The 17,722-nt window shown below is 68.9% G+C and carries 20 protein-coding genes; 13 read left to right on the top strand and 7 right to left on the bottom strand.

What is annotated here, in order from left to right:
• Positions 1–2 precede the first annotated feature (2 nt).
• Positions 3–455: a 30S ribosomal protein S6 gene (rpsF, locus tag WC326_09315; GenBank protein MFA7331260.1), complete on the bottom strand. Its 453-nt coding sequence runs from the start codon at positions 453–455 to the stop codon at positions 3–5.
• Between the two features lie 241 nt (positions 456–696).
• On the opposite strand from rpsF, the gene WC326_09310 reads away from it, so the two are divergent.
• A complete protein-coding gene (locus WC326_09310) occupies positions 697–924 on the top strand; it encodes a hypothetical protein (protein MFA7331259.1) in 228 nt (75 codons plus the stop codon).
• Here the strand turns inward: WC326_09310 and WC326_09305 are convergent.
• From WC326_09305 to WC326_09295, 3 genes are read right to left on the bottom strand one after another with little or no spacing between them, the layout of a single operon-like run.
• Positions 921–1,409: a DinB family protein gene (locus WC326_09305; GenBank protein ID MFA7331258.1), complete on the bottom strand. Its 489-nt coding sequence runs from the start codon at positions 1,407–1,409 to the stop codon at positions 921–923. The genes WC326_09310 and WC326_09305 overlap by 4 nt on opposite strands.
• Before the next feature lie 25 nt (positions 1,410–1,434).
• Positions 1,435–2,166 (bottom strand): hypothetical protein, encoded by a 732-nt coding sequence (locus WC326_09300; GenBank protein MFA7331257.1) that lies wholly within the window; start codon positions 2,164–2,166, stop codon positions 1,435–1,437.
• On the bottom strand, positions 2,163–3,800 hold the full coding sequence (locus WC326_09295) for a S8 family serine peptidase (GenBank protein ID MFA7331256.1): 1,638 nt from the start codon (positions 3,798–3,800) through the stop codon (positions 2,163–2,165). Before WC326_09295 ends, WC326_09300 begins: the two co-directional genes overlap by 4 nt.
• 86 nt (positions 3,801–3,886) lie before the next feature.
• Here WC326_09295 and WC326_09290 point away from each other — a divergent pair, with 86 nt between their 5' ends.
• Complete coding sequence (locus tag WC326_09290) at positions 3,887–4,438, top strand: HDIG domain-containing metalloprotein (GenBank protein MFA7331255.1); 552 nt, start codon at positions 3,887–3,889, stop codon at positions 4,436–4,438.
• A 260-nt stretch (positions 4,439–4,698) separates the two neighbouring features.
• On the opposite strand, the gene WC326_09285 is transcribed toward WC326_09290, so the two are convergent.
• Genes WC326_09285 through WC326_09275 form a run of 3 tightly spaced genes read right to left on the bottom strand, consistent with a single transcriptional unit; the run spans position 4,699 to position 6,810 of the window.
• The gene (locus WC326_09285; GenBank protein MFA7331254.1) at positions 4,699–5,088 is read right to left on the bottom strand and encodes a c-type cytochrome domain-containing protein; all 390 of its coding nucleotides are present in this window, start codon (positions 5,086–5,088) and stop codon (positions 4,699–4,701) included.
• The gene (locus WC326_09280; GenBank protein MFA7331253.1) at positions 5,085–5,702 is read right to left on the bottom strand and encodes a YceI family protein; all 618 of its coding nucleotides are present in this window, start codon (positions 5,700–5,702) and stop codon (positions 5,085–5,087) included. Before WC326_09280 ends, WC326_09285 begins: the two co-directional genes overlap by 4 nt.
• 10 nt (positions 5,703–5,712) lie before the next feature.
• Positions 5,713–6,810, bottom strand: coding sequence for a hypothetical protein (locus tag WC326_09275; GenBank protein ID MFA7331252.1), 1,098 nt, complete (start codon positions 6,808–6,810; stop codon positions 5,713–5,715).
• Between the two features lie 363 nt (positions 6,811–7,173).
• On the opposite strand from WC326_09275, the gene WC326_09270 reads away from it, so the two are divergent.
• Genes WC326_09270 through hypD form a run of 11 tightly spaced genes read left to right on the top strand, consistent with a single transcriptional unit; the run spans position 7,174 to position 17,712 of the window.
• Complete coding sequence (locus tag WC326_09270; protein ID MFA7331251.1) at positions 7,174–8,997, top strand: CoB--CoM heterodisulfide reductase iron-sulfur subunit A family protein; 1,824 nt, start codon at positions 7,174–7,176, stop codon at positions 8,995–8,997.
• Positions 8,998–9,020: 23 nt separating this feature from the next.
• The gene (locus tag WC326_09265) at positions 9,021–10,166 is read left to right on the top strand and encodes a 4Fe-4S dicluster domain-containing protein (GenBank protein ID MFA7331250.1); all 1,146 of its coding nucleotides are present in this window, start codon (positions 9,021–9,023) and stop codon (positions 10,164–10,166) included.
• A gap of 10 nt (positions 10,167–10,176) precedes the next feature.
• Entirely contained in the window at positions 10,177–11,895 is a 1,719-nt protein-coding gene (locus WC326_09260) for a CoB--CoM heterodisulfide reductase iron-sulfur subunit A family protein (GenBank protein MFA7331249.1), read from the top strand.
• A complete protein-coding gene (locus tag WC326_09255; protein ID MFA7331248.1) occupies positions 11,895–12,329 on the top strand; it encodes a hydrogenase iron-sulfur subunit in 435 nt (144 codons plus the stop codon). The genes WC326_09260 and WC326_09255 overlap by 1 nt, the downstream gene beginning before the upstream one ends.
• 32 nt (positions 12,330–12,361) lie before the next feature.
• Entirely contained in the window at positions 12,362–13,330 is a 969-nt protein-coding gene (locus WC326_09250; protein ID MFA7331247.1) for an oxidoreductase, read from the top strand.
• Positions 13,323–14,792: a Ni/Fe hydrogenase subunit alpha gene (locus tag WC326_09245; protein ID MFA7331246.1), complete on the top strand. Its 1,470-nt coding sequence runs from the start codon at positions 13,323–13,325 to the stop codon at positions 14,790–14,792. The genes WC326_09250 and WC326_09245 overlap by 8 nt, the downstream gene beginning before the upstream one ends.
• A 13-nt stretch (positions 14,793–14,805) precedes the next feature.
• Complete coding sequence (locus WC326_09240) at positions 14,806–15,339, top strand: hydrogenase maturation protease (GenBank protein MFA7331245.1); 534 nt, start codon at positions 14,806–14,808, stop codon at positions 15,337–15,339.
• Entirely contained in the window at positions 15,332–15,676 is a 345-nt protein-coding gene (locus tag WC326_09235; protein ID MFA7331244.1) for a hydrogenase maturation nickel metallochaperone HypA, read from the top strand. Before WC326_09240 ends, WC326_09235 begins: the two co-directional genes overlap by 8 nt.
• A 2-nt stretch (positions 15,677–15,678) precedes the next feature.
• Positions 15,679–16,374 carry a hydrogenase nickel incorporation protein HypB gene (hypB, locus tag WC326_09230; protein MFA7331243.1) on the top strand — a complete coding sequence of 232 codons (696 nt, stop codon included), beginning with the start codon at positions 15,679–15,681 and terminating at the stop codon, positions 16,372–16,374.
• A gap of 1 nt (position 16,375) precedes the next feature.
• Positions 16,376–16,615: a HypC/HybG/HupF family hydrogenase formation chaperone gene (locus WC326_09225; protein MFA7331242.1), complete on the top strand. Its 240-nt coding sequence runs from the start codon at positions 16,376–16,378 to the stop codon at positions 16,613–16,615.
• Positions 16,612–17,712 carry a hydrogenase formation protein HypD gene (hypD, locus tag WC326_09220; GenBank protein ID MFA7331241.1) on the top strand — a complete coding sequence of 367 codons (1,101 nt, stop codon included), beginning with the start codon at positions 16,612–16,614 and terminating at the stop codon, positions 17,710–17,712. Before WC326_09225 ends, hypD begins: the two co-directional genes overlap by 4 nt.
• The last annotated feature ends 10 nt before the right edge of the window (positions 17,713–17,722 follow it).

Below are 17,722 nucleotides of genomic sequence, written 5' to 3'. Positions count from 1 at the left end.
GATCAGTCCTCCACCCGCTCGGGACGTCCACCTTCGCGATACCCGTCGCGGTAGCCTTCACGACCGCCACCCTCGCGGGCGCCCGGACGCGTGGCGGCGTTGCGGCGGTCCATCTCCTTGCGGAAGTGGTCCATGGTCAACGCCTTCAACTTCACATCGCGATCCGTCATGCGCACGGCCAGATGACGGAAGACGTCCTCGGACAGGGCGAACCAGCGCTTGAGCAGGGCCACCGCCTCACCGGGCATCTTCACCTCGGTGTAGATGTAGTAGCCGTACTGGCGCTTCTCCACCGCATAGGCCAGGCGCTTCTTGCCCATGCGTTCCACCTTCTGCACCTCGCCACCGTTCTTTTCGATGAATTCGGAATACTTCCCCACCAGGGAATTCACCCGCTCATCGTCAAAATTGGGCTCGGCAATGAAGGTGACTTCGTAATTGCGAAGCTCACTCATCGCATCTCCTTGTGGACTAAGGCCATCCAACCCATCTGGATGGCAAGGATGGGCCCCCCGATTCCGGCGGGGCCAAAAAGCAAGCCGAGAGTATAGCGGAGGAGGAGGGAAATCGCAAGGAAATCCCCTCAGAATCAGGGACTTCCGTCCTGGATCGGGCGAGGCGGACTCGTTATCAAGAATGGAATATCAATTGCCGATACCGGTGGGCAGGGATACCGAAACAAGGGAGACGAGCGAGATGGACTGCGACTGCATTCAGGCCTGTCCCTTCTTCAACGACCGCATGGCCATGAAGCCGGCCATGGCCGGCGTCTACAAACAGCGCTACTGTCTGGGCGCGTTCAATGAATGCGCCCGTCACATGGTGTTGAAGGCCCTGGGCAAACCGGCCGTGCCGCCGGACCTTTTCCCCAACATGGCGGAGCGGGCCAACCAACTGATCCAGGCCGCCCAGTCCGGCTGTTAACGGGAGCGGGAGACCCAGTCCGGCACCACCCGGCCCCGTTGGCGCAGGAGCAGATTCAACTGGGCCGCGCCATGCTGCACGTGCCGCAGGTTGTAGATGTGCAGCTCCAGCCGGCTCAGGCCTGGCCGGATCCCGCAGGGCCGCGCGGCCTCCTCCAGGTCCAGCCGGGCGCAGGCGTCCCGACACTTGCCACGGCCGTGCTCCAGGTAGTCCAGCAACTCCTGGCACGTGTACACACGCGACGGCAGTTTGCCGGCCGGATCCAGCTCCTCCAAGCCGAAGGGCACCGGCGGGGCGAAGCCCTCGGCGGTGGGCGACAGGTAGAGATCCAGCCAGAACAGGGTGTGGAAGGCCGTGTACCAGAAGCCCGGCGTGTCGGAGAGATCGCCCCAATCCTCTGCGGGACAGGCGCGCAGGGCATTGCCCAGCATCTGGAGAGCGGCCTGGAACTGGGTTCCCAGCGCTTCGCGCAGCAGTTCGCTCATGAGGATCTCCGGTTTGGGTCGGGGTTCAGCGTCTGCCGCGCAGCCGGCGCTTCCAGCGGCGCCAGCCCTGCACGGCCGCATTGCGCGCCTCGGCCACGCGCCACTTCCAGCTCCCCTGCAGGGGCAGCAGCGGCAGGATCTCCGGCCGGCAGTTGCGCAACAGCACGAAGTCGTAGGCGTCGTCGGCCAGCAGCGGCCGCAATCGTCGGGGACCGGGATCCAGCGCCACCACCTGGCCGTCGGTCGCCACCAGCCAGTTGGCCAGGTGCGGGTCGCGGTGACACAAACCGGCGGCGTGCAGGTGGCTCAGGATCTCCACCACCCGCGGCCATTGGCGTTCGGTGACCGGCCCGCCTTCCACGTATTCGTAGACCAGCCAGGACTCGACCAGCAGGCCCCAGCGGCGCCGCTCCAGCAGCAACAGGGGGCGCGGCGTGGCCACGCCGGATTCCAGCAGCAACAGACCGGCGCGAAAGGCGCGGCACATCTCGCCGGGCTGGAACAGCGAGACTAGCCGGTTCCAGGCGCGGCCGTCCCGCCAGAGCGGACGCTTGAGCACCCAGGGGGCCGGGGCGGCGTGGATCAATTCGGGGGGGGTGCCCGCCGGGGCCTCGCGCAGCAGGAGCACGCGGCTGCGCGCGTCGTCCCGCAGGCGCTGGTCCGGGTGGCGCGTGGCCGCGAGCAGCAGGCGGCCCAGAGCCGGCGCGTCGCCGATGAAGGGGCGCGCCCAGGGGGCGGTCCGGATCCGCCAGCTCATCGACCCGGGTCGACGAGGCCCTGGATGCGGTAGAAGCCGCTCCCCGAGGGCAGCTGGGCCGAACCTGTCCAGAGCGTGTCCGCGCTTTCACCCAGCAGCGTGAAGGGGCCCCAAGGCTGGTCGGCCTGGTAGATCCGGAAGTGGTCGTAGCCGCGCCGGGGCCAGCTCAGCCGGACCTGTCCGCCACTCAGGGCGATGCTCACCGGACCGGGTTCCGGGAAGCGCTCCAGGGCCGCCGGCAGATTGACGACGCCCCAGCCGAAATCGTTGTCGGGCAGGTTGGCCCGGTCCGCCGTGCTCATGAGGGCGGCGCGCACCTGGGCCGGCGTCCAGAAGGGATGGGCCTCCAGCAGCAGGGCCGCGCAGCCCGCCACCAGCGGACAGGACAGGCTGGTGCCGGCGAAGTAGCGCAGGTTGGTGGGGCTGTCCCAGCCTGCCGCCGCCACGCCCACGCCCTGGGCGCTGACTTCGGGCTTCAGCCGGCCGTCGTAGGTGGGACCCGGGCTGCTGAACCAGGCCAGCTGTCCGGCGGCGTCCACAGCTCCCGTGCTGATCACGCCGAAGGCGTCCGCCGGCGTGCCGATGTGGCCCCACTCGTCGTCCCGGTTGTTGCCGGCCGAGACCACCACGCAGAGGCCCAGCCCCACGGCCAGATCCACCGCCTGGGTGGTGATGGCCGTCCGGCCGTCCAGATCCTCCCACTGGTACCAGTCCGTGTAGCCCAGCGAGGCCGAGGCCACGTCGGCGCCGCGGGCTTCGCCCCACTCCAGCGCCGCGACGTAGTAGTCTTCCTCGACGGGCGTCTCGCTGGCCGTGTCCTCGGTCTTGGCCAGCAGGAACTGGCAGGCGTAGGCCGGACCGTAGAGCTCGCCCGGCCAGTGGCCGCCCAGGGCCGTGGCCGTTGCCGTGCCGTGCCGGTGCTGGGCCTCGGGGTCGCCGGGCTGGTTCTGCGTCTCGCCGTCCTGGTTGATGAAGTCCCACTCCTCCAGCACGCGCCCCGTGCCGAAGGCCTGGTGATCCGTGTAGAAGCCCGTGTCCAGCATGAGCACGCGAATGCCCACGCCGCTCAGGCCGGCGTCATGGGCGGCGGGCACGCCCAGCATTTCCAGCTGGTTGAAGGAGGTGCCGTACTGCAGGCGCGCGGCGGCGTCCGGGCGTCCCACCATGCGCGGATCGGGCCGGCGCCGGCCGGTGGCCACCGGGCGCAGCTCCCGCACGAAGGGCAGGGCGCGCAGCTTCTGCAGCTGGGCGGGAGTGGCGGAGACGGAGACCGCGTTGAACCAGCGACTCTGGGTGCGCACGCGGACGCCCGTCTCGCGGATGCTCTTCAGGTAGGAGGCGGAGACGCGGCGATCGGGATCCTCCAGGCGATCCCGCCGGCCCCGCACCTCGCGCCGCCAGCGGGCATGGGGATCGGGCGTGACCCGTTCGACGCCCCGCTGCCCGCCGTGTCCGTTGAGGAAGACCCAGACCGCCTGGCGGCTGGCGGGAGCGGCGGGCCGCGCGGGCTCCTGCAGGCCCGGCCACGTCAGAGCAGACCCGGCGTCCGCGGCCCGGCCGGGCGCGCTTCGGGCGCCGGCCAGCGGAATCGCCAGCAGCACGATCAGGCTGACTGCGCGCAGGATCGGACGCACGGGATTCTCCTGTGTGTGGGAAAGGGCGGGAGCCCTGCTCCGTTGGTAACTTGGCATTTGAAGCCACAACAAGCAGCGGAGACGGCATGAGCCAGCAACCCGACATCCTGGCCCTCTGGCCCGAATTGGACTGGATTGAAAACGACGCCCTGCGGGCCGCCACCGCCCGGGCCTGGGAGCTGGCGCTGGAGCGCAGCCCGCTCAGCGGTGCGGACCTGCAGCGCATCCCCTTCACCCTGTTGCACGCCACGTCCGTGACCTTCATGGCGCACAAGCGCTGCGTCGTGCACATCGCCCGGGAGTCCGCGCGCGCCATGCAGGCCTTCATGGGCGACCAACTGCCCATCGACCTGGACGTGGTGGTGGCGGGGGCCATCCTGGCGGACGTGGGCAAGCTGCTCGAGTATGAGCCGGATCCGGCGGGGGGCAGCCGCCAGAGCGCCCGGGGCAAGTACCTGCGGCATCCTTTCACGGGCGTGGCCCTGTGCATGGAGGCCGGCGTGCCGGACGCGGTCTCGCACATCGTGGCCACCCATGCGGCGGAGGGGAATCTGGTGACCCGCAGCGTGGAGGCCTACATCGTGCACCACGCGGACTTCATGAGCTACGATCCGGTGGCCAAACGCCTGCAGGTGTAGGCGTCCCGGTAGTTCGACAACCGCTTTCGAAGAGCGTCACGGGCCGGCAAGTTGTCCTGCCCCGCGACGGGGTGCGGCACCTTTCCACTTGCGGGTGGTGAAACTTCGGGAACCCGTCCCGACGGATTCCCGTTTGGCCGCGCGGCCCCCGGAACCTCCCTTCTAGGGGCGGGCGGGGGGTAAGTGGGAGGGCGCGTCAGTTCAATTTTCGGAACTCCCGCGACGTTTCCTGCCCAGCCCTCTCTCAGCGGCCGAGGTCCTCAATTGTCCACGGCGCCCTGATCGATCCAGTCCCGAATCACGTCAATCTGAAGCGCCGGCAATTGCCCCCCCGCCGGCATGCGCAGCGCCGGATTGCTCTCCTCCAGCCGCGCCACCAGCAGACTGGAATCCGCCGCGCCGGCGACCACCACGGCGCCACTCACCCCGCCGGCCCGCAGGCCCGCCAGACTGCCCAGGTCCAGCCCGCCCGAACTGCCGTCCGCGCCGTGGCAGAGCGTGCAGTTGCCCTGCAGGATGGGCTGCACGTCCCGGGAGAAACTCACATCGCCGTCCACCGGCGTCGTGCCGGGCTCGTCGCCCAGATCCGCGCAGCCGGCCAGTCCACCCAGGCAAAGCAGGGAAAGCAGCAGGCCCCCACGCGGGCTCATTCGACCACCGCCCACAGATCCACCGTGACCTGCATCTGCTCGGCGACTTTCATGAACAGGAACTCGGGGCGCGGAATCCCGTGCTCGGCCAACCCCACGTCATAGCGACAGACCACGTGCAGCACGGGCCCCCTGGCCTTGGCCGGCGTCTGGGAACCGTCGGGAAACCAGGTCACGTCCACGGGCAGTGTGCGCGGGCGCGTGACGCCGTGCAGCGAGTACTCTCCTGAGGCCGTCACGCGCGTAGTCTTGCCCGGCGCCAGGGCCGCCACTGGCACGCTCAGGCTGCGCAATTCGAAGCGCGTGAGCGGGTACTTGTCGGTGTGCAGGTGGTTTTCCCGCATGTGTTTGTTCCGCAGGGACATACCGGTGTCCAGACTCTTCAGCTCCACCTGGAACCAGGCGGACGAGCCCTGCCCCAGCGCCTCGGGATCCACCGTCAGCTGCCCGCTCACCTGGCGCGTCTTGCCGTCGAAGGATTCCACCGTGGCTTCCGAGTGGAAGGTGACCTGGTTCCAGGCCTTGCCCGGCTGGATCACGAAAGTGCGGGCCGCGGCCACCGCGCCCTGGCTCAAGGCCAGCAGCAGGGCCAGCGGAATCAGAATGCGTCGCATCGTTCTCTCCCTACAGGAATAGATAGAGTTGCAGGTCCGCCTGCAGCCAGTCGTCCGCGGCGCTCTGCTCCTCGTGCCGCAACCAGCTGAGCGCCGGCTGCAGGGCCACGCCCGGCACAGGAATCCAGTCCAGGCCCGCTCGCTGCCGCAAATCGAGGCCCGTCTTCAGGTCCAGATCGGGATCATAGAAGTCGTGGACGTAAAGCAGATCCAGGCCCGGGCGCAGTTTCCAGGCCCACTCCTGGGAGAAGGCCAGTCCCGCCACGTCCGCACTCTCGAAGCGGTTGAGTTCGGCCGTCCAGGTGAGCGGACCCCGGGAGAACCCGGCCAGCAGGCCCGCCAGCGTGCGGGAAGGCGCCGGCGCGTGGTCGCTGACCCGGGCGTTGGCGCCCAGGCTGAGCGCGCCGCCCAGCGCCTCGTGCTGCCAGAGCACGCGGAGGGTCAGGGCCTTGCCCGGGTCGCCGTCCAGCGGCCCCGCGTTGTCGTTGCCCACGGCCAGCGCGAGGCTGTAGTGGTCCGGATGCAGCTCCACCTCGACGCCCGTGTCCAGCTGGCCCGCGCCGTAGCCCAGCGCGCGGCGCGCGGCCGTCTCGTGGTCCACCCAGTTCCAGCCGTAGTTGGGCAGGAAGCGGCCGGCCTTGACGCTGCCGTGCCAGGGCAGGACGCTCAGCAGGCCGTAACCTTCTCCTGTCCCGTTCAGGCTCTTCTCCAGGACCACGCGGACCTTCTCGTGCAGCTTCAGGCCCAGGTAGATGTCACCCTGCATCAGAAAGAAGCTGCTCCGTTCATGCTTGGCCAGGGCGGTGGCCGGGTCACTGGACTGGGATTCCTGCAGGAACATGCCGCGGAAGTCCAGCCCGATCTCCACCCGCTTGCTCAGGGCCGGGCTGAGCTCCTCCAGCTGCTCCTGGGCCAGCCCCTTGGCGGCCAGCTCCGTGCCGGTGAAGAACTGGCTGCCGTAGCTCGTGCGCAGCCCGCCGCCCGCCGGGTTCACGTGGCAGAGGTGACAGCTCTGGCCGTACTGGGCGGCGAAACGCGGCAGGGCCCACGCCGATCCGGCCCCCGCCAGCAGGCCCAGCCCCAAAATCCACGAAAAAACCGTTCGCATGCGCCCTCCTGGTTGCCGTCCCCGTCCGCTCCGCAACTTGCTGATTTTTTGTTCGTCAGTCCAAACACTTTTTGCCTCACAATCTGTTCATTTTGTCACAATGGATCTCGGGAAAATCACAATTTTCTGATCAGTCAAGCCGAAAATTGTACCATCGCAACTTTGCTTGTGATTATTTTGCCAACTTTAGTTTTATGAACAAGCGATCAACAATCACTGAGCTTCGTGATTATTCGTGATAAGCCGATCAATTGCCTTCTCATTCCGAAAATTTTGCTCTCACTCGTGTTAAAATCTTGATGTTTGTTCTTGCGACTTCCCTTTCCGCGGCTATATTCCTGCCGCTTCACACGGGAGGGACCCATGTCGGAACCCCTGCGCATCGGCATCTATTTTTGCTGGAAGGGCACCGCCCCGGCGGAATGCCTGAACCTGTCGGCGGTGGCAACCTATGTCGCCGGCCTGCCGGGAGTCTGCCGGGTCCAGGACCTGGGAAGCCGGCCCAACCCGGATCCCCACTTCTGGTCCCAGGAAATCCGCCGGCAGCGGCTGAACCGGCTGGTCCTGGCCGGGGATTCCCCCGGCTTCTTCAAACCCACCTTCAGCACGGCCATGCGTCAGGCGGGGGGCGACCCGACCGAAGTCCGGCTGGCCTCCTTCCGCGAGCACGGCGCCACCCAGGGCGAAGGCACGGAGCGGGCCAAAGCCGTCACGGCCTGCGCCGTGCTGGGGGTTCCCTACGGCCTGGCCGCGGTGCCCCAGAGCACGACCGTGCATCCGGACACGCTGGTGATCGGGGGCGGGGTCGCCGGCATCCAGGTGGCGCTGGAAATCGCCGACGCCGGCAACAAGGTGATCCTGGTGGAGCGCAGCGGGACCATCGGCGGGCACATGGCCATGTTCGACAAAACCTTCCCCACGCTGGATTGCGCGGCCTGCATCCTCACGCCCAAAATGGTCTCCGTGGGCCAGCACGAGAACATCTCCCTCTGGACCCTGGCCGAGCTGGAATCCGTCGGTGGCCGGCCGGGCGCCTGGACGGTCAAGATTCGGCGCAAGGCCCGCTACGTGGACATCGAGGCCTGCGTCTCCTGCCACGCCTGCGAGGAGGTCTGCCCCGTGCAGGTCGACAGCGAGTTCGACAGCGGCATCTCCAAGCGCAAGGCCGTCTACCTGCCCTTCCCCCAGGCCGTGCCCAACGCCTACATCATCGACGCCGAGCACTGCACGCGTCTGCTCAGCGGCGGAACCAAGTGCGGCGCCTGCCTGAAGAAGTGCCTGAAGGAAGCCATCCACTTCGACGAGGAAGACCAGCTGACGGAGCTGGAAGTGGGCAACATCGTGGTGGCCACGGGCTACGACGTCTTCGACGCGGGGCGGATGGAGCGCTACGGCTACGGGATCCTGCCCAACGTCCTCACGGCGCTAGAGTTCGAGCGCCTGACCAACGCCGCCGGCCCCACGGGCGGACGGATCGTGCTCAAGTCGCTCAAGCTCAACAAGCGCAGCAAGCAGGAAGAGTGGGTCTTCGACCCGGAGGGCGAGTCCCCCGGCAGCGTGGCCATCATCCATTGCGTGGGCTCCCGCGACCACAACTACAACCCCTACTGCTCGCGCGTCTGCTGCATGTACTCGCTCAAGTTCGCCCACCTGGTGAAGGAGAAGCTGCCCGAGGCGCGGGTCTACGAGTACTACATCGACATGCGCACTTTCGGCAAGGGCTACGAGCAGTTCTTCGAACGCATCAAGGACGAAGGCGTCTTCGTGGTGCGCGGGCGCTCGGCCAAGGTGGGCACCCAGGACGGCCGCATGATCATCAAGGGCGAGGACATGCTCAGCGACCACATGCTGGAGTTCCCCGTGGACATGGTCCTGCTGGCCGTGGGAATGGAATCCGCCGCCGGCACCGGGGAGCTGGCCGCCTGCCTGGGCATCCGCCGGGACGAGGACGGCTGGTTCCGCGAATTGGACTACAACATCGATCCCACCGGCACCGAGCGCGGCGGCGTCTACATGGCGGGCGCCTGCCAGGGACCCAAGGACATTCCCGACACCGTGGCCCAGGCCTCCGCCGTGGCGGCGCGCGTGTTGCGCAGCATCGTCAGCGGCTGCGGGCGGGAAAGCCGTGACACACTGCCGCTGGCAGAGATCGAGGCCCGGGCCCGCGCCCTGGCCGGCGTCAGCTAGACTCAGGCACGACGGGAGGGCGAATGGCGGTCCTGTCGAATCCCCGGTTGATCGGCGAACTGGAGAAGTACGGCGCTGAACACGTGGTGAAGTGCTACCACTGCGGCAATTGCAGCGCCACCTGTCCTTTCTCCCGCGAGCCCTTCCTCTTTCCGCGAAAATCCATGCGCTACCTGCAGATGGGCCTGGAGGAGAAGCTCAAGGGCAACCTGGAGCCCTGGCTCTGCTACTACTGCGGCGAGTGCAGCGAGCAGTGCCCGCGCGAGGCCGAGCCCGGCGAGACCATGATGAGCATGCGCCGCTGGCTGACCGCCCAGTACGATTTCACCGGCATCTCGCGGCTCTTCTACCAGTCCTGGCAGCTGGAGGTGCTGGCCCTGCTGCTGGTGGCCGCGCTCACCGGGCTGGGCTTCTGGCTCTACGGCACGACCCACGGCAGCCTGGCCATCTACGACGGACCGGGAGCCTTCCTGCCCGCCTCCGCCGTCCACGTCTTCGACTGGGCCATGGCCGGGTTGCTGGCCGGACTGCTGGCCGTGAACTGCGCGCGCATGTGGTGGTTCACCCTGGGCCGGGAACAGGGAATGCGCGTGCCCCTGGGCGCCTACCTGCGGCACCTCTGGCTACTGCCCGTGCACTTCCTGACGCAGAAGCGCTACCGCGAGTGCGAACGCAAGCGGCCCTGGGCCATCCACCTGGCCCTGATGCTCAGCTACCTGACCATGCTCGTGCTGATCATGTTCTTCCTCGAGGACATGCAGCGCGGCCCGGGCATTTCCTGGAGCGTGCACGTCCTGGGCTACCTGGCCTCCCTGGGGCTGGTGGCCACCGCCGTCTATGCGCTGCGCGGCCGCCTGCTGCGCCGGGAGACGCACTACAAGTACTCGCACGAGACGGACTGGATCTTCCTGATCCTGCTGCTCTACGTGGCCCTGACCGGCGTGGCCCAGCACGTCCTGCACCGGCTGGGGTTGCCGCTGGAGGCGAATCTGCTCTACCTGGCCCACCTGATGGGCGTGGTGCCCATGCTGGTGCTGGAGGTGCCCTTCAGCAAGTGGGCCCACCTGGCCTACCGGCCACTGGGCATGTACTTCTCCTGCCTGCAGGCCGAGGCGCTGCGCGCCCGCGCGCCCGCCGGGGCGGGCCAACCGGTTGCGCACAACGTGTGAGGAGGCGCCGATGAGCTGCCGGATCGGGGTCTACGTCTGCAATTGCGGCACGAACATCGCCAAGGTGGTGGACTGCGAAGAGGTCGCCCGGGCCGTGGGCGCGCTGCCCAACGTGGCCGTGGTGCGCTCCTACAAGTACAACTGCTCCAACCCGGGCCAGGAGATGATCGTCCAGGACATCCGCGACCTCGGCCTGGACCGCGTGGTGGTGGCGGCCTGCAGCCCGCGCATGCACGAGCCCACCTTCCGCCGGGCCCTCTCCACGGCGGGCCTCAATCCCTACTTCCTGGAGATGGCCAACATCCGCGAGCAGTGCAGCTGGGTCCACGACGACCCGCGCCTGGCCACGGACAAGGCCATCGCCCTCACCCGGGCCGCCGTGCTGCGCGTGGCCCTGCACGAGCCGCTGGAGAAGCGCTACGTGGACATGAACCCCTCCACCCTCGTGCTGGGCGGCGGGATCGCCGGGCTCACCGCCGCCCTGGAGTTGGCCATGGCCGGGCAGCCCGTCATCCTGGTGGAGCGCGAGGGGCAACTGGGCGGCAACATGGCCCGCACGGACCTGACCGCGCCCTTTCTCGACTCCGCGCGCGACCTCCTGCAGGACCGCATCAGCCGCGTGACCGGCAATCCCCACGTGACCGTCCTGCTCGACTCGGAGCTGATGGAGCTGCAGGGCTTCGTGGGCAATTTCATCGCCCGGGTGGCCGCGCGGGGCGACGACAGCCCGGGTGCCGGCCGCAGCTATCCCGTGGGCAGCGTCGTGGTCTGCACGGGCTACCAGCCCTTCGACGCCGCGCGCATCGCCTCCTTCGGCTACGGACGCCTGCCGGACGTGATCACGTCCTTCGACCTGGAGCACATGCTCAAGGAGGGCCGCGTGCTGACCAAGGCGGGCCGGCCCCCGCGCTACGCGGCCATCATCCACTGCGTGGGCAGCCGCTCCGAGACCTGGCACCCCTACTGCTCGCGGGTCTGTTGCATGACGGCGCTCAAGTACGGCCACGAGATCCGCGCCACCAACCCGGACTGCTTCATCTACGACCTCTACATCGACATGCACGCCTTCGGCAAGGGCATGGAGGACTTCTACCGCCGCAGCGCGGAACTCAAGACCATCTTCCTCTTGCACGAGAAAAACTCCGTGCCCGAGATCCTGCCGGCGGAGCCCGGTCAGGACTTCGGCATGCGCATCCAGGCCAAGGACCTGCTTTGTGGTGAGCTCGTCGAGATTCCCGCCGACTTGGTGGTCTTGATGGTGGGCATGGAGGCCCGCCGGGACGCCGGCCGGGTGGCCCACGTGGTCAACATCAGCCAGGACAAGGACGGCTGGTTCATCGAGAGCCACCCGAAACTGGATCCCGTGGCCACCACCACCGACGGCGTGTTCATCGCCGGCACCTGCTCGTCGCCCAAGGACATCCCGGACAGCGTGGCCCAGGCCCGCGCCGCCGTGGCGCGCATCCTGGCCAAGATCAGCCGCGGACAGATCGAGGTGGACGCGGTCTTCGCCGAGGTGGACGACGGCCACTGCTCGGGCTGCCGGGTCTGCAACGAACTCTGTCCCTACGCGGCCATCGAGTACGACGAGGAGCGCCGGCGCAGCCACGTGATCAGCGCCCTCTGCAAGGCCTGCGGCACCTGCGTGGCGGCCTGCCCGTCCGGCGCCATCAAGGGCCGGCATTTCACCGACGCGCAGATCTGCGCCCAGATCGAGGGGGTGCTCTGATGGCCTTTGAACCGAAGATCGTCGGTTTCCTCTGCAACTGGTGCTCCTACACGGGGGCCGATCTGGCGGGCACCAGCCGGGTGAAGTACCCGCCCAACGTGCGGGCCATCCGCGTGATGTGCTCGGCCCGCGTGGATCCAACCTTCGTGGTGAAGGCCTTTCGCGAGGGCGCCGACGGCGTGCTGATCTGCGGCTGCCACCCCGGCGACTGCCATTACAGCGAGGGCAACTACAAGACCATGCGCCGCGTCCCGCTGCTCAAGCGCCTGCTGGCGGACTACGGCATCGAGCCGGAGCGCGTGCGGTTGGAGTGGGTCAGCGCCAGCGAGGGCCAGCGTTTCGCGGAGGTGGTGGGCGAGATCACCGAGGCCGTGCGCCGGTTGGGACCCTGCCGGATCAAGCACAACCTCGAGACGGACCTGGCGGAGCGCTGAACGCGGACGGAAGCGGCGAGGGGAGGTACGGCATGGCGGAGCGGAAACTGCAGATCGCCATCTACTGGGGCGCGGGTTGCGGCGGCTGTGACGTGGCCATCCTGGACACGAACGAGTTCATCCTCGACGTGGCGGCCCTGGCGGATATCCGGCTCTGGCCCATCGCCACGGACGGCAAGTACGCCGACATCGAGGCCCTGGCGGACGGCGAGCTGGATCTCACGCTGTTCAACGGCGCCGTGCGCAACAGCGAGAACGAGCACGTGGCCCGCCTGCTGCGCGCCAAGAGCCAGCTCATGGTGGCCTTCGGCTCCTGCGCGCACCTGGGCGGCATCCCGGGCCTGGCCAACCTCTCCAGCAAGCGCGAGATCTTCGAGCGCGCCTACCTGGACAACCCGAGCATCGAGGCGGGCAGCACGGCCCAACCCCAACCCCGCAGCCAGGTGGCGGCCGGCGAGCTGGAGATCCCCGTTTTCTACCAGCGGGTCTATCGCCTCGCCGACATCGTCGAGGTGGACTACACCGTGCCCGGCTGCCCGCCTGCGCCGGACCAGATCAAGGCCGTCCTGCTGGCCGTGGCCCAGGGCGCGCTGCCGCCGCGCGGCGCCGTGGTGGGGGCCAGCGAGCGCTGCGTCTGCGATGACTGTCCGCGGGTGAAGAAGGAGAAGAAAGTGCGGGCCTTCCACCGGCCCTGGCAGATCCTCCAGGACCAGGAGTTGTGCCTGCTGGAGCAGGGCATCCTCTGCGCCGGCTCGGCCACGCGCTCAGGCTGCGGCGTGCGCTGCCCCAACAGCGGCATGCCCTGCCGGGGCTGCTACGGCCCGGCCCCCAACGTCAGCGACCAGGGAGCGAAACTGGTCAGCGCGCTGGCCTCGATCATCGACAGCCGCGACCCCGAGGAGATCGAGCGCATCCTGGACGGCGTGCCGGACATCATGGGCTACGCCTACCGCTTCGGCCTGCCCGGTTCGACCCTGCAGAGGAGCCACGCGCATGCCTAGGACCATCACCATCGATCCCATCACGCGCCTGGAAGGCCACGGCAAGGTGGCCATCTTCCTCGACGACGAGGGCCGGGTGCGCGACAGCTACTTCCAGATCCCCGAGTTGCGCGGCTTCGAGCGCTTCGTGGTGGGCCGGCCCATCGAGGAGCTGCCGCGCATCGTCACCCGGATCTGCGGCGTCTGCCCGGCCAGCCACCACATGGCCAGCGCCAAGGCCGTGGACGGCTGCTTCGGCGGGGAGATCGCCCCGCTGGCCCACAAGCTCCGCGACATGTACTACCACGCCCACTTCATGCACAGCCACATCGCCCACTTCTACGCCCTGGCGGCGCCGGACTTCGTCTGCGGGCCGGACAGCGACCCGGCCACGCGCAACATCCTGGGCGTGGTGGCGAAAGTGGGGCTGGAGATCGGCGGAGCGGTGATCAAAGCCCGGGCCATGGCCCAGCGCATCCAGACCATCCTGGGCGGCCGCTCCACGCATCTGGTCTGGTGTCTGCCTGGCGGCGTCTCCAAGGGCCTGAGCGCGCCTGAACTGGAGGAAATCCGGCCGCTGGTGCGCGAGCTGCGCGAGTTCGCGGCGTTCTCCCTGCAGCTCTTCCGCGACGTGGTGCTGGGCAACCCGGCCTACGTCGACTTGATCCTCAACGGCCCCTACAACCTGCGCGTGCAGCAGATGGGACTGGTGGACGAGCACGACGCCGTCACTTTCTACCAGGGCCACGTGCGGGTGGTGGACTGCGAAGGCGCGGAGATCTGCCGCTACGCGCCGGAGGACTACGCCCGGCACGTGGCCGAGCACGTGGAGTCCTGGAGCTACCTCAAGTTCCCCTACCTCAAACAGCGCGGCTGGCAGGGTTTCGTGGAGGGCGTGGACAGCAGCATCTACTGCGCCACCCCCCTCTCACGCCTCAACGTGGCCGAACGCATGGCCACGCCCGGCGCGCAGGAGGCCTACGAGGAGATGTTCTCCGTGCTGGGCGCCAAGCCCTGTCTGGCGCTGATGGCCCAGCACTGGGCGCGGCTGGTGGAGATGGTCCAGAACGCCGAGATGCTCCAGCGCCACTGCGACGACCCGGAGATCACCAGCCCGGAGTTCCGCGTGATCCCGCAGCGGATCACGGGCGAGGGCGTGGGCATCGTGGAGGCCATGCGGGGCACGCTGACCCACCACTACACGTGCGACGAGCAGGGCATCTGCACCTCGGCCAACCTGATCGTCGGCACCACCAACAACAACGCGGCGATCCAGATGACCGTGAAGAAGGCCGCCGAGGCCTTCATCCAGCCCGGCCAGGAGCCGACCCAGGGGATCCTCAACCGGCTGGAGATGGGCTTCCGGGCCTTCGACCCGTGTTACAGCTGCGCCACGCACACCCTGCCCGGCCAGATGCCGCTGGAGGTGACGGTCTGGCAGGGCGGCAGCGTGCTGCGGGAGTTCCGTCGCAACGTGGACTGAAAGGCGGTCGGCCGTGAAGACCCTGCTGCTGGGCCTGGGCAATCCCTTCGTGCGCGACGACGCCGTGGGCATCCGGCTGGCCCGGGCGGCCCGCCGCGAGCTGGGCGACCGGCCGGAGCTGGACTGGCGGCCCGAATGCTCCACCGGGGGCCTGGATCTGCTACCACTGCTGGAGGGCTACGACCGCCTGCTGGTCTTCGACGCCATCCGCACCCGGGGCGGCCGGCCCGGCGACTGGTACCGCTTCACGGCCCGGGAGCTGCGGGAAACCCGCCATCTGGACAGCGTGCACGACGTCAACTTCGCCACGGCCCTGGAACTGGGACGCCGGCTGGGCATGGTCCTCCCGCCCGACGGGGAGATCCACATCCTGGCCGTGGAAATTCTGGCCAACGACGAGTTCGGTCAGGAATTCTCGCCACTCCTGGAACAGGCCTGGCCCGGGCTGCAGCGCGAGGTGCTGGCGGAGGTCCGCCGTCTGCTGGAGGCGGAGACAGATCCGGCCGACTGCCCGGCAGCCCAGCGGTCAGAGTCCGGCCATGCATGAGCTGGCCGTGGCGGCGGAAGTGCTGGAGCTGGCCCAGCGCGTGCTGGACCGTGAAGGCGCTCGGCACGTGCGGGTGATCCGCCTGCGCGTGGGTGTGGCCAGCTGCCTGGCGCCGGACTCGCTGGCTTTCGGCTTCGAGGCCCTGGCGGCGGGAACGGCGGCCGCGGGCTGCCGGTTGGAGTTCCAGCGTCCGCCCGCGCCGGTGCGCTGCCCGGCTTGCGGCTGGAACGGTGAACTGGAGAGCCTGGACGAGCTGGCCTGCGCGATCTGCGGACAGGGCCCGCTGACGCTGCTGGGCGGCCGCGACCTGCGGGTCGTCTCAATGGATGTGGAGTAGCCATGCACCTGGTGCACGTGGAACACAAGCTGCGCGAGCACGTGGACGAGGCCGGCGGCCGCAACCGGGAGGAATTCCGGGCCGCGCGCCTGCACGTCATCAACCTGATGAGCGCGCCGGGGGCGGGCAAGACCAGCCTGCTCGAACGCACGCTGGAGCGCGCCGCTGGTCGCTGGCGCCTGGCCGTGATCGAGGGGGATATCCAGGGCGACGCCGATGCCGACCGGCTGGCCCGGTTCGGCGTGCCCGTGCGCCAGATCCACACCCACGGCGCCTGCCACCTGGATCCCGACCAGGTGGCCGTGGCGGCCACCACCTTGAACCTGGCGGAGCTCGACATCCTGTTCATCGAGAACGTGGGCAATCTGGTCTGCCCCGCCGAGTTCGACCTGGGAGAGGAGGATCGCGTGATGCTGCTCTCCGTGCCCGAGGGCCACGACAAACCGGCCAAGTACCCGCTGATGTTCTCCACCGCCGATCTGCTGCTGCTCAACAAGTGGGACCTGCTTCCCATGACGGACTTCGATCCCGCCGAGGCCCGCCGGGCGGCCATGGCCCTCAACCCGGGCCTGGAGACGCTGGAGATCAGCTGCCGGGACGGCCGGGGGCTGGACGACTGGCTGGACTGGCTGGAGCGGCGCCATCGGCACAGCCTCGAACACTGGAACGGCCACGCCCATTCCCACGCGGAGCTGTAGGATGTGCCTCGCCGTGCCCATGCGGCTGGAACGCTGCAACGGACTGCTGGGGATCGCCGCGCTGAACGGCGTGACCCGCGAGCTGCGACTGGACCTGGTGGAGGCCCGGGAGGGCGACTGGGTGCTGGTGCACGCGGGCTACGCCATCCAGGTGCTGGACGAGGCCGCCGCCGCGGAGACCTGGGCCCTGCTGCGTGAACTGGAATCCGGCGCCGGACAGCCCGACCCAGCCGCCCCATGAGCGCGCCCGCCGGGCCCTTTCGTGATCCACACGCCGTCCAGACCGTCCTGCGGGCGCTGCACGCGCTGCCCGCCCCCCCGCGCCAGCTGAGTTTCATGCACGTCTGCGGCACCCACGAGCAAGCGCTGGGCCGTTGGGGTCTGCGCCGCCTGCTGCCGGACTGGCTGCGGCTGGTGGCCGGTCCCGGCTGTCCGGTCTGCGTCTGTCCCGCGCTGGAGATCGCCGCCGCGGCCCGGCTCTGCCTGGAGGGGGGCGCCTGGCTGGCCAGTTTCGGCGACATGCTGCGCGTCCCGGGCGCGGGCACGCTGGAAGAGGCCCGGGCGCGGGGTGGCCGCGTCCAGACCGTGCTGGGCGTGAGTCAGGCCCTGGAGCTGGCGCGCCGGGAGCCCGCCACGCCCGTGGTCTTTTTCGCCGTGGGCTTCGAGACCACCGCCTGCACCACGGCCGCCGCGCTGCTGGACTCGCCTCCGGACAATTTCAGCGTGCTCTGCGCCCAGCGCCTGATTCCGCCCGCGCTCGGCGCCCTGCGCGCCCGGCCGGAGCTCAATGTGGACGGTTTCCTGCTCCCGGGCCACGTGTTGGCCGTGACGGGCTGGGAGGACTACGAAACCTGCCTGGCCGGCCTGCCCGCCGCCGTGGCGGGCTTCGAACCCCTGGACCTGCTGCTGGGCCTGCACAGCCTGGCGCTCCAGGCGCTGGAGCGGGCTCCCCGGCTGGACAACCTCTACCCGCGGGCCGTGCGACGCGTGGGAAATCCTCGGGCCCGGGCCGCCCTGACGCGGGTCTTCCAGCCGGTGGACGCGGACTGGCGCGGACTGGGCCCGATCCCCGTCTCGGGGCTGGAGCTGCGCGCCGAGTTCGCCGCCTGGAACGCGCGCGAACGCTTCCGGCCCCTGCTGGAGAATCTGGCCGGGCGCTTCCCCAGCCTGGACGCGGAGCTGCCCGGCTGTCGCTGCGCTGAGGTGATGGTGGGCGCCTGCGACCCGCCGGACTGTCCGCTCTTCGGCGGGGCGTGCACGCCTGACGCTCCGCGCGGCGCCTGCATGATGGGTTCCGAGGGCGCCTGCCGCGTCCGTCACACCTGGCGCGAGGTCTGAGTTGCGGGGA

The organism is Candidatus Delongbacteria bacterium (genome assembly GCA_041675285.1).
Taxonomy (GTDB): domain Bacteria; phylum CAIWAD01; class CAIWAD01; order CAIWAD01; family CAIWAD01; genus CAIWAD01.
Note: the sequence above shows the minus strand (reverse complement) of the source record. Positions and strands in the feature narration are given on the sequence as shown.

Bases quoted from the DNA above. Each gene is read 5' to 3' on its own strand.
- rpsF (MFA7331260.1), bottom strand. From the start codon at position 455: ATGAGTGAGCTTCGCAATTACGAAGTCACCTTCATTGCCGAGCCCAAT.
- WC326_09310 (MFA7331259.1), top strand. From the start codon at position 697: ATGGACTGCGACTGCATTCAGGCCTGTCCCTTCTTCAACGACCGCATG.
- WC326_09305 (MFA7331258.1), bottom strand. From the start codon at position 1,409: ATGAGCGAACTGCTGCGCGAAGCGCTGGGAACCCAGTTCCAGGCCGCT.
- WC326_09300 (MFA7331257.1), bottom strand. From the start codon at position 2,166: ATGAGCTGGCGGATCCGGACCGCCCCCTGGGCGCGCCCCTTCATCGGC.
- WC326_09290 (MFA7331255.1), top strand. From the start codon at position 3,887: ATGAGCCAGCAACCCGACATCCTGGCCCTCTGGCCCGAATTGGACTGG.
- WC326_09285 (MFA7331254.1), bottom strand. From the start codon at position 5,088: ATGAGCCCGCGTGGGGGCCTGCTGCTTTCCCTGCTTTGCCTGGGTGGA.
- WC326_09280 (MFA7331253.1), bottom strand. From the start codon at position 5,702: ATGCGACGCATTCTGATTCCGCTGGCCCTGCTGCTGGCCTTGAGCCAG.
- WC326_09275 (MFA7331252.1), bottom strand. From the start codon at position 6,810: ATGCGAACGGTTTTTTCGTGGATTTTGGGGCTGGGCCTGCTGGCGGGG.
- WC326_09270 (MFA7331251.1), top strand. From the start codon at position 7,174: ATGTCGGAACCCCTGCGCATCGGCATCTATTTTTGCTGGAAGGGCACC.
- WC326_09265 (MFA7331250.1), top strand. From the start codon at position 9,021: ATGGCGGTCCTGTCGAATCCCCGGTTGATCGGCGAACTGGAGAAGTAC.
- WC326_09260 (MFA7331249.1), top strand. From the start codon at position 10,177: ATGAGCTGCCGGATCGGGGTCTACGTCTGCAATTGCGGCACGAACATC.
- WC326_09255 (MFA7331248.1), top strand. From the start codon at position 11,895: ATGGCCTTTGAACCGAAGATCGTCGGTTTCCTCTGCAACTGGTGCTCC.
- WC326_09250 (MFA7331247.1), top strand. From the start codon at position 12,362: ATGGCGGAGCGGAAACTGCAGATCGCCATCTACTGGGGCGCGGGTTGC.
- WC326_09245 (MFA7331246.1), top strand. From the start codon at position 13,323: ATGCCTAGGACCATCACCATCGATCCCATCACGCGCCTGGAAGGCCAC.
- WC326_09235 (MFA7331244.1), top strand. From the start codon at position 15,332: ATGCATGAGCTGGCCGTGGCGGCGGAAGTGCTGGAGCTGGCCCAGCGC.
- hypB (MFA7331243.1), top strand. From the start codon at position 15,679: ATGCACCTGGTGCACGTGGAACACAAGCTGCGCGAGCACGTGGACGAG.
- WC326_09225 (MFA7331242.1), top strand. From the start codon at position 16,376: ATGTGCCTCGCCGTGCCCATGCGGCTGGAACGCTGCAACGGACTGCTG.
- hypD (MFA7331241.1), top strand. From the start codon at position 16,612: ATGAGCGCGCCCGCCGGGCCCTTTCGTGATCCACACGCCGTCCAGACC.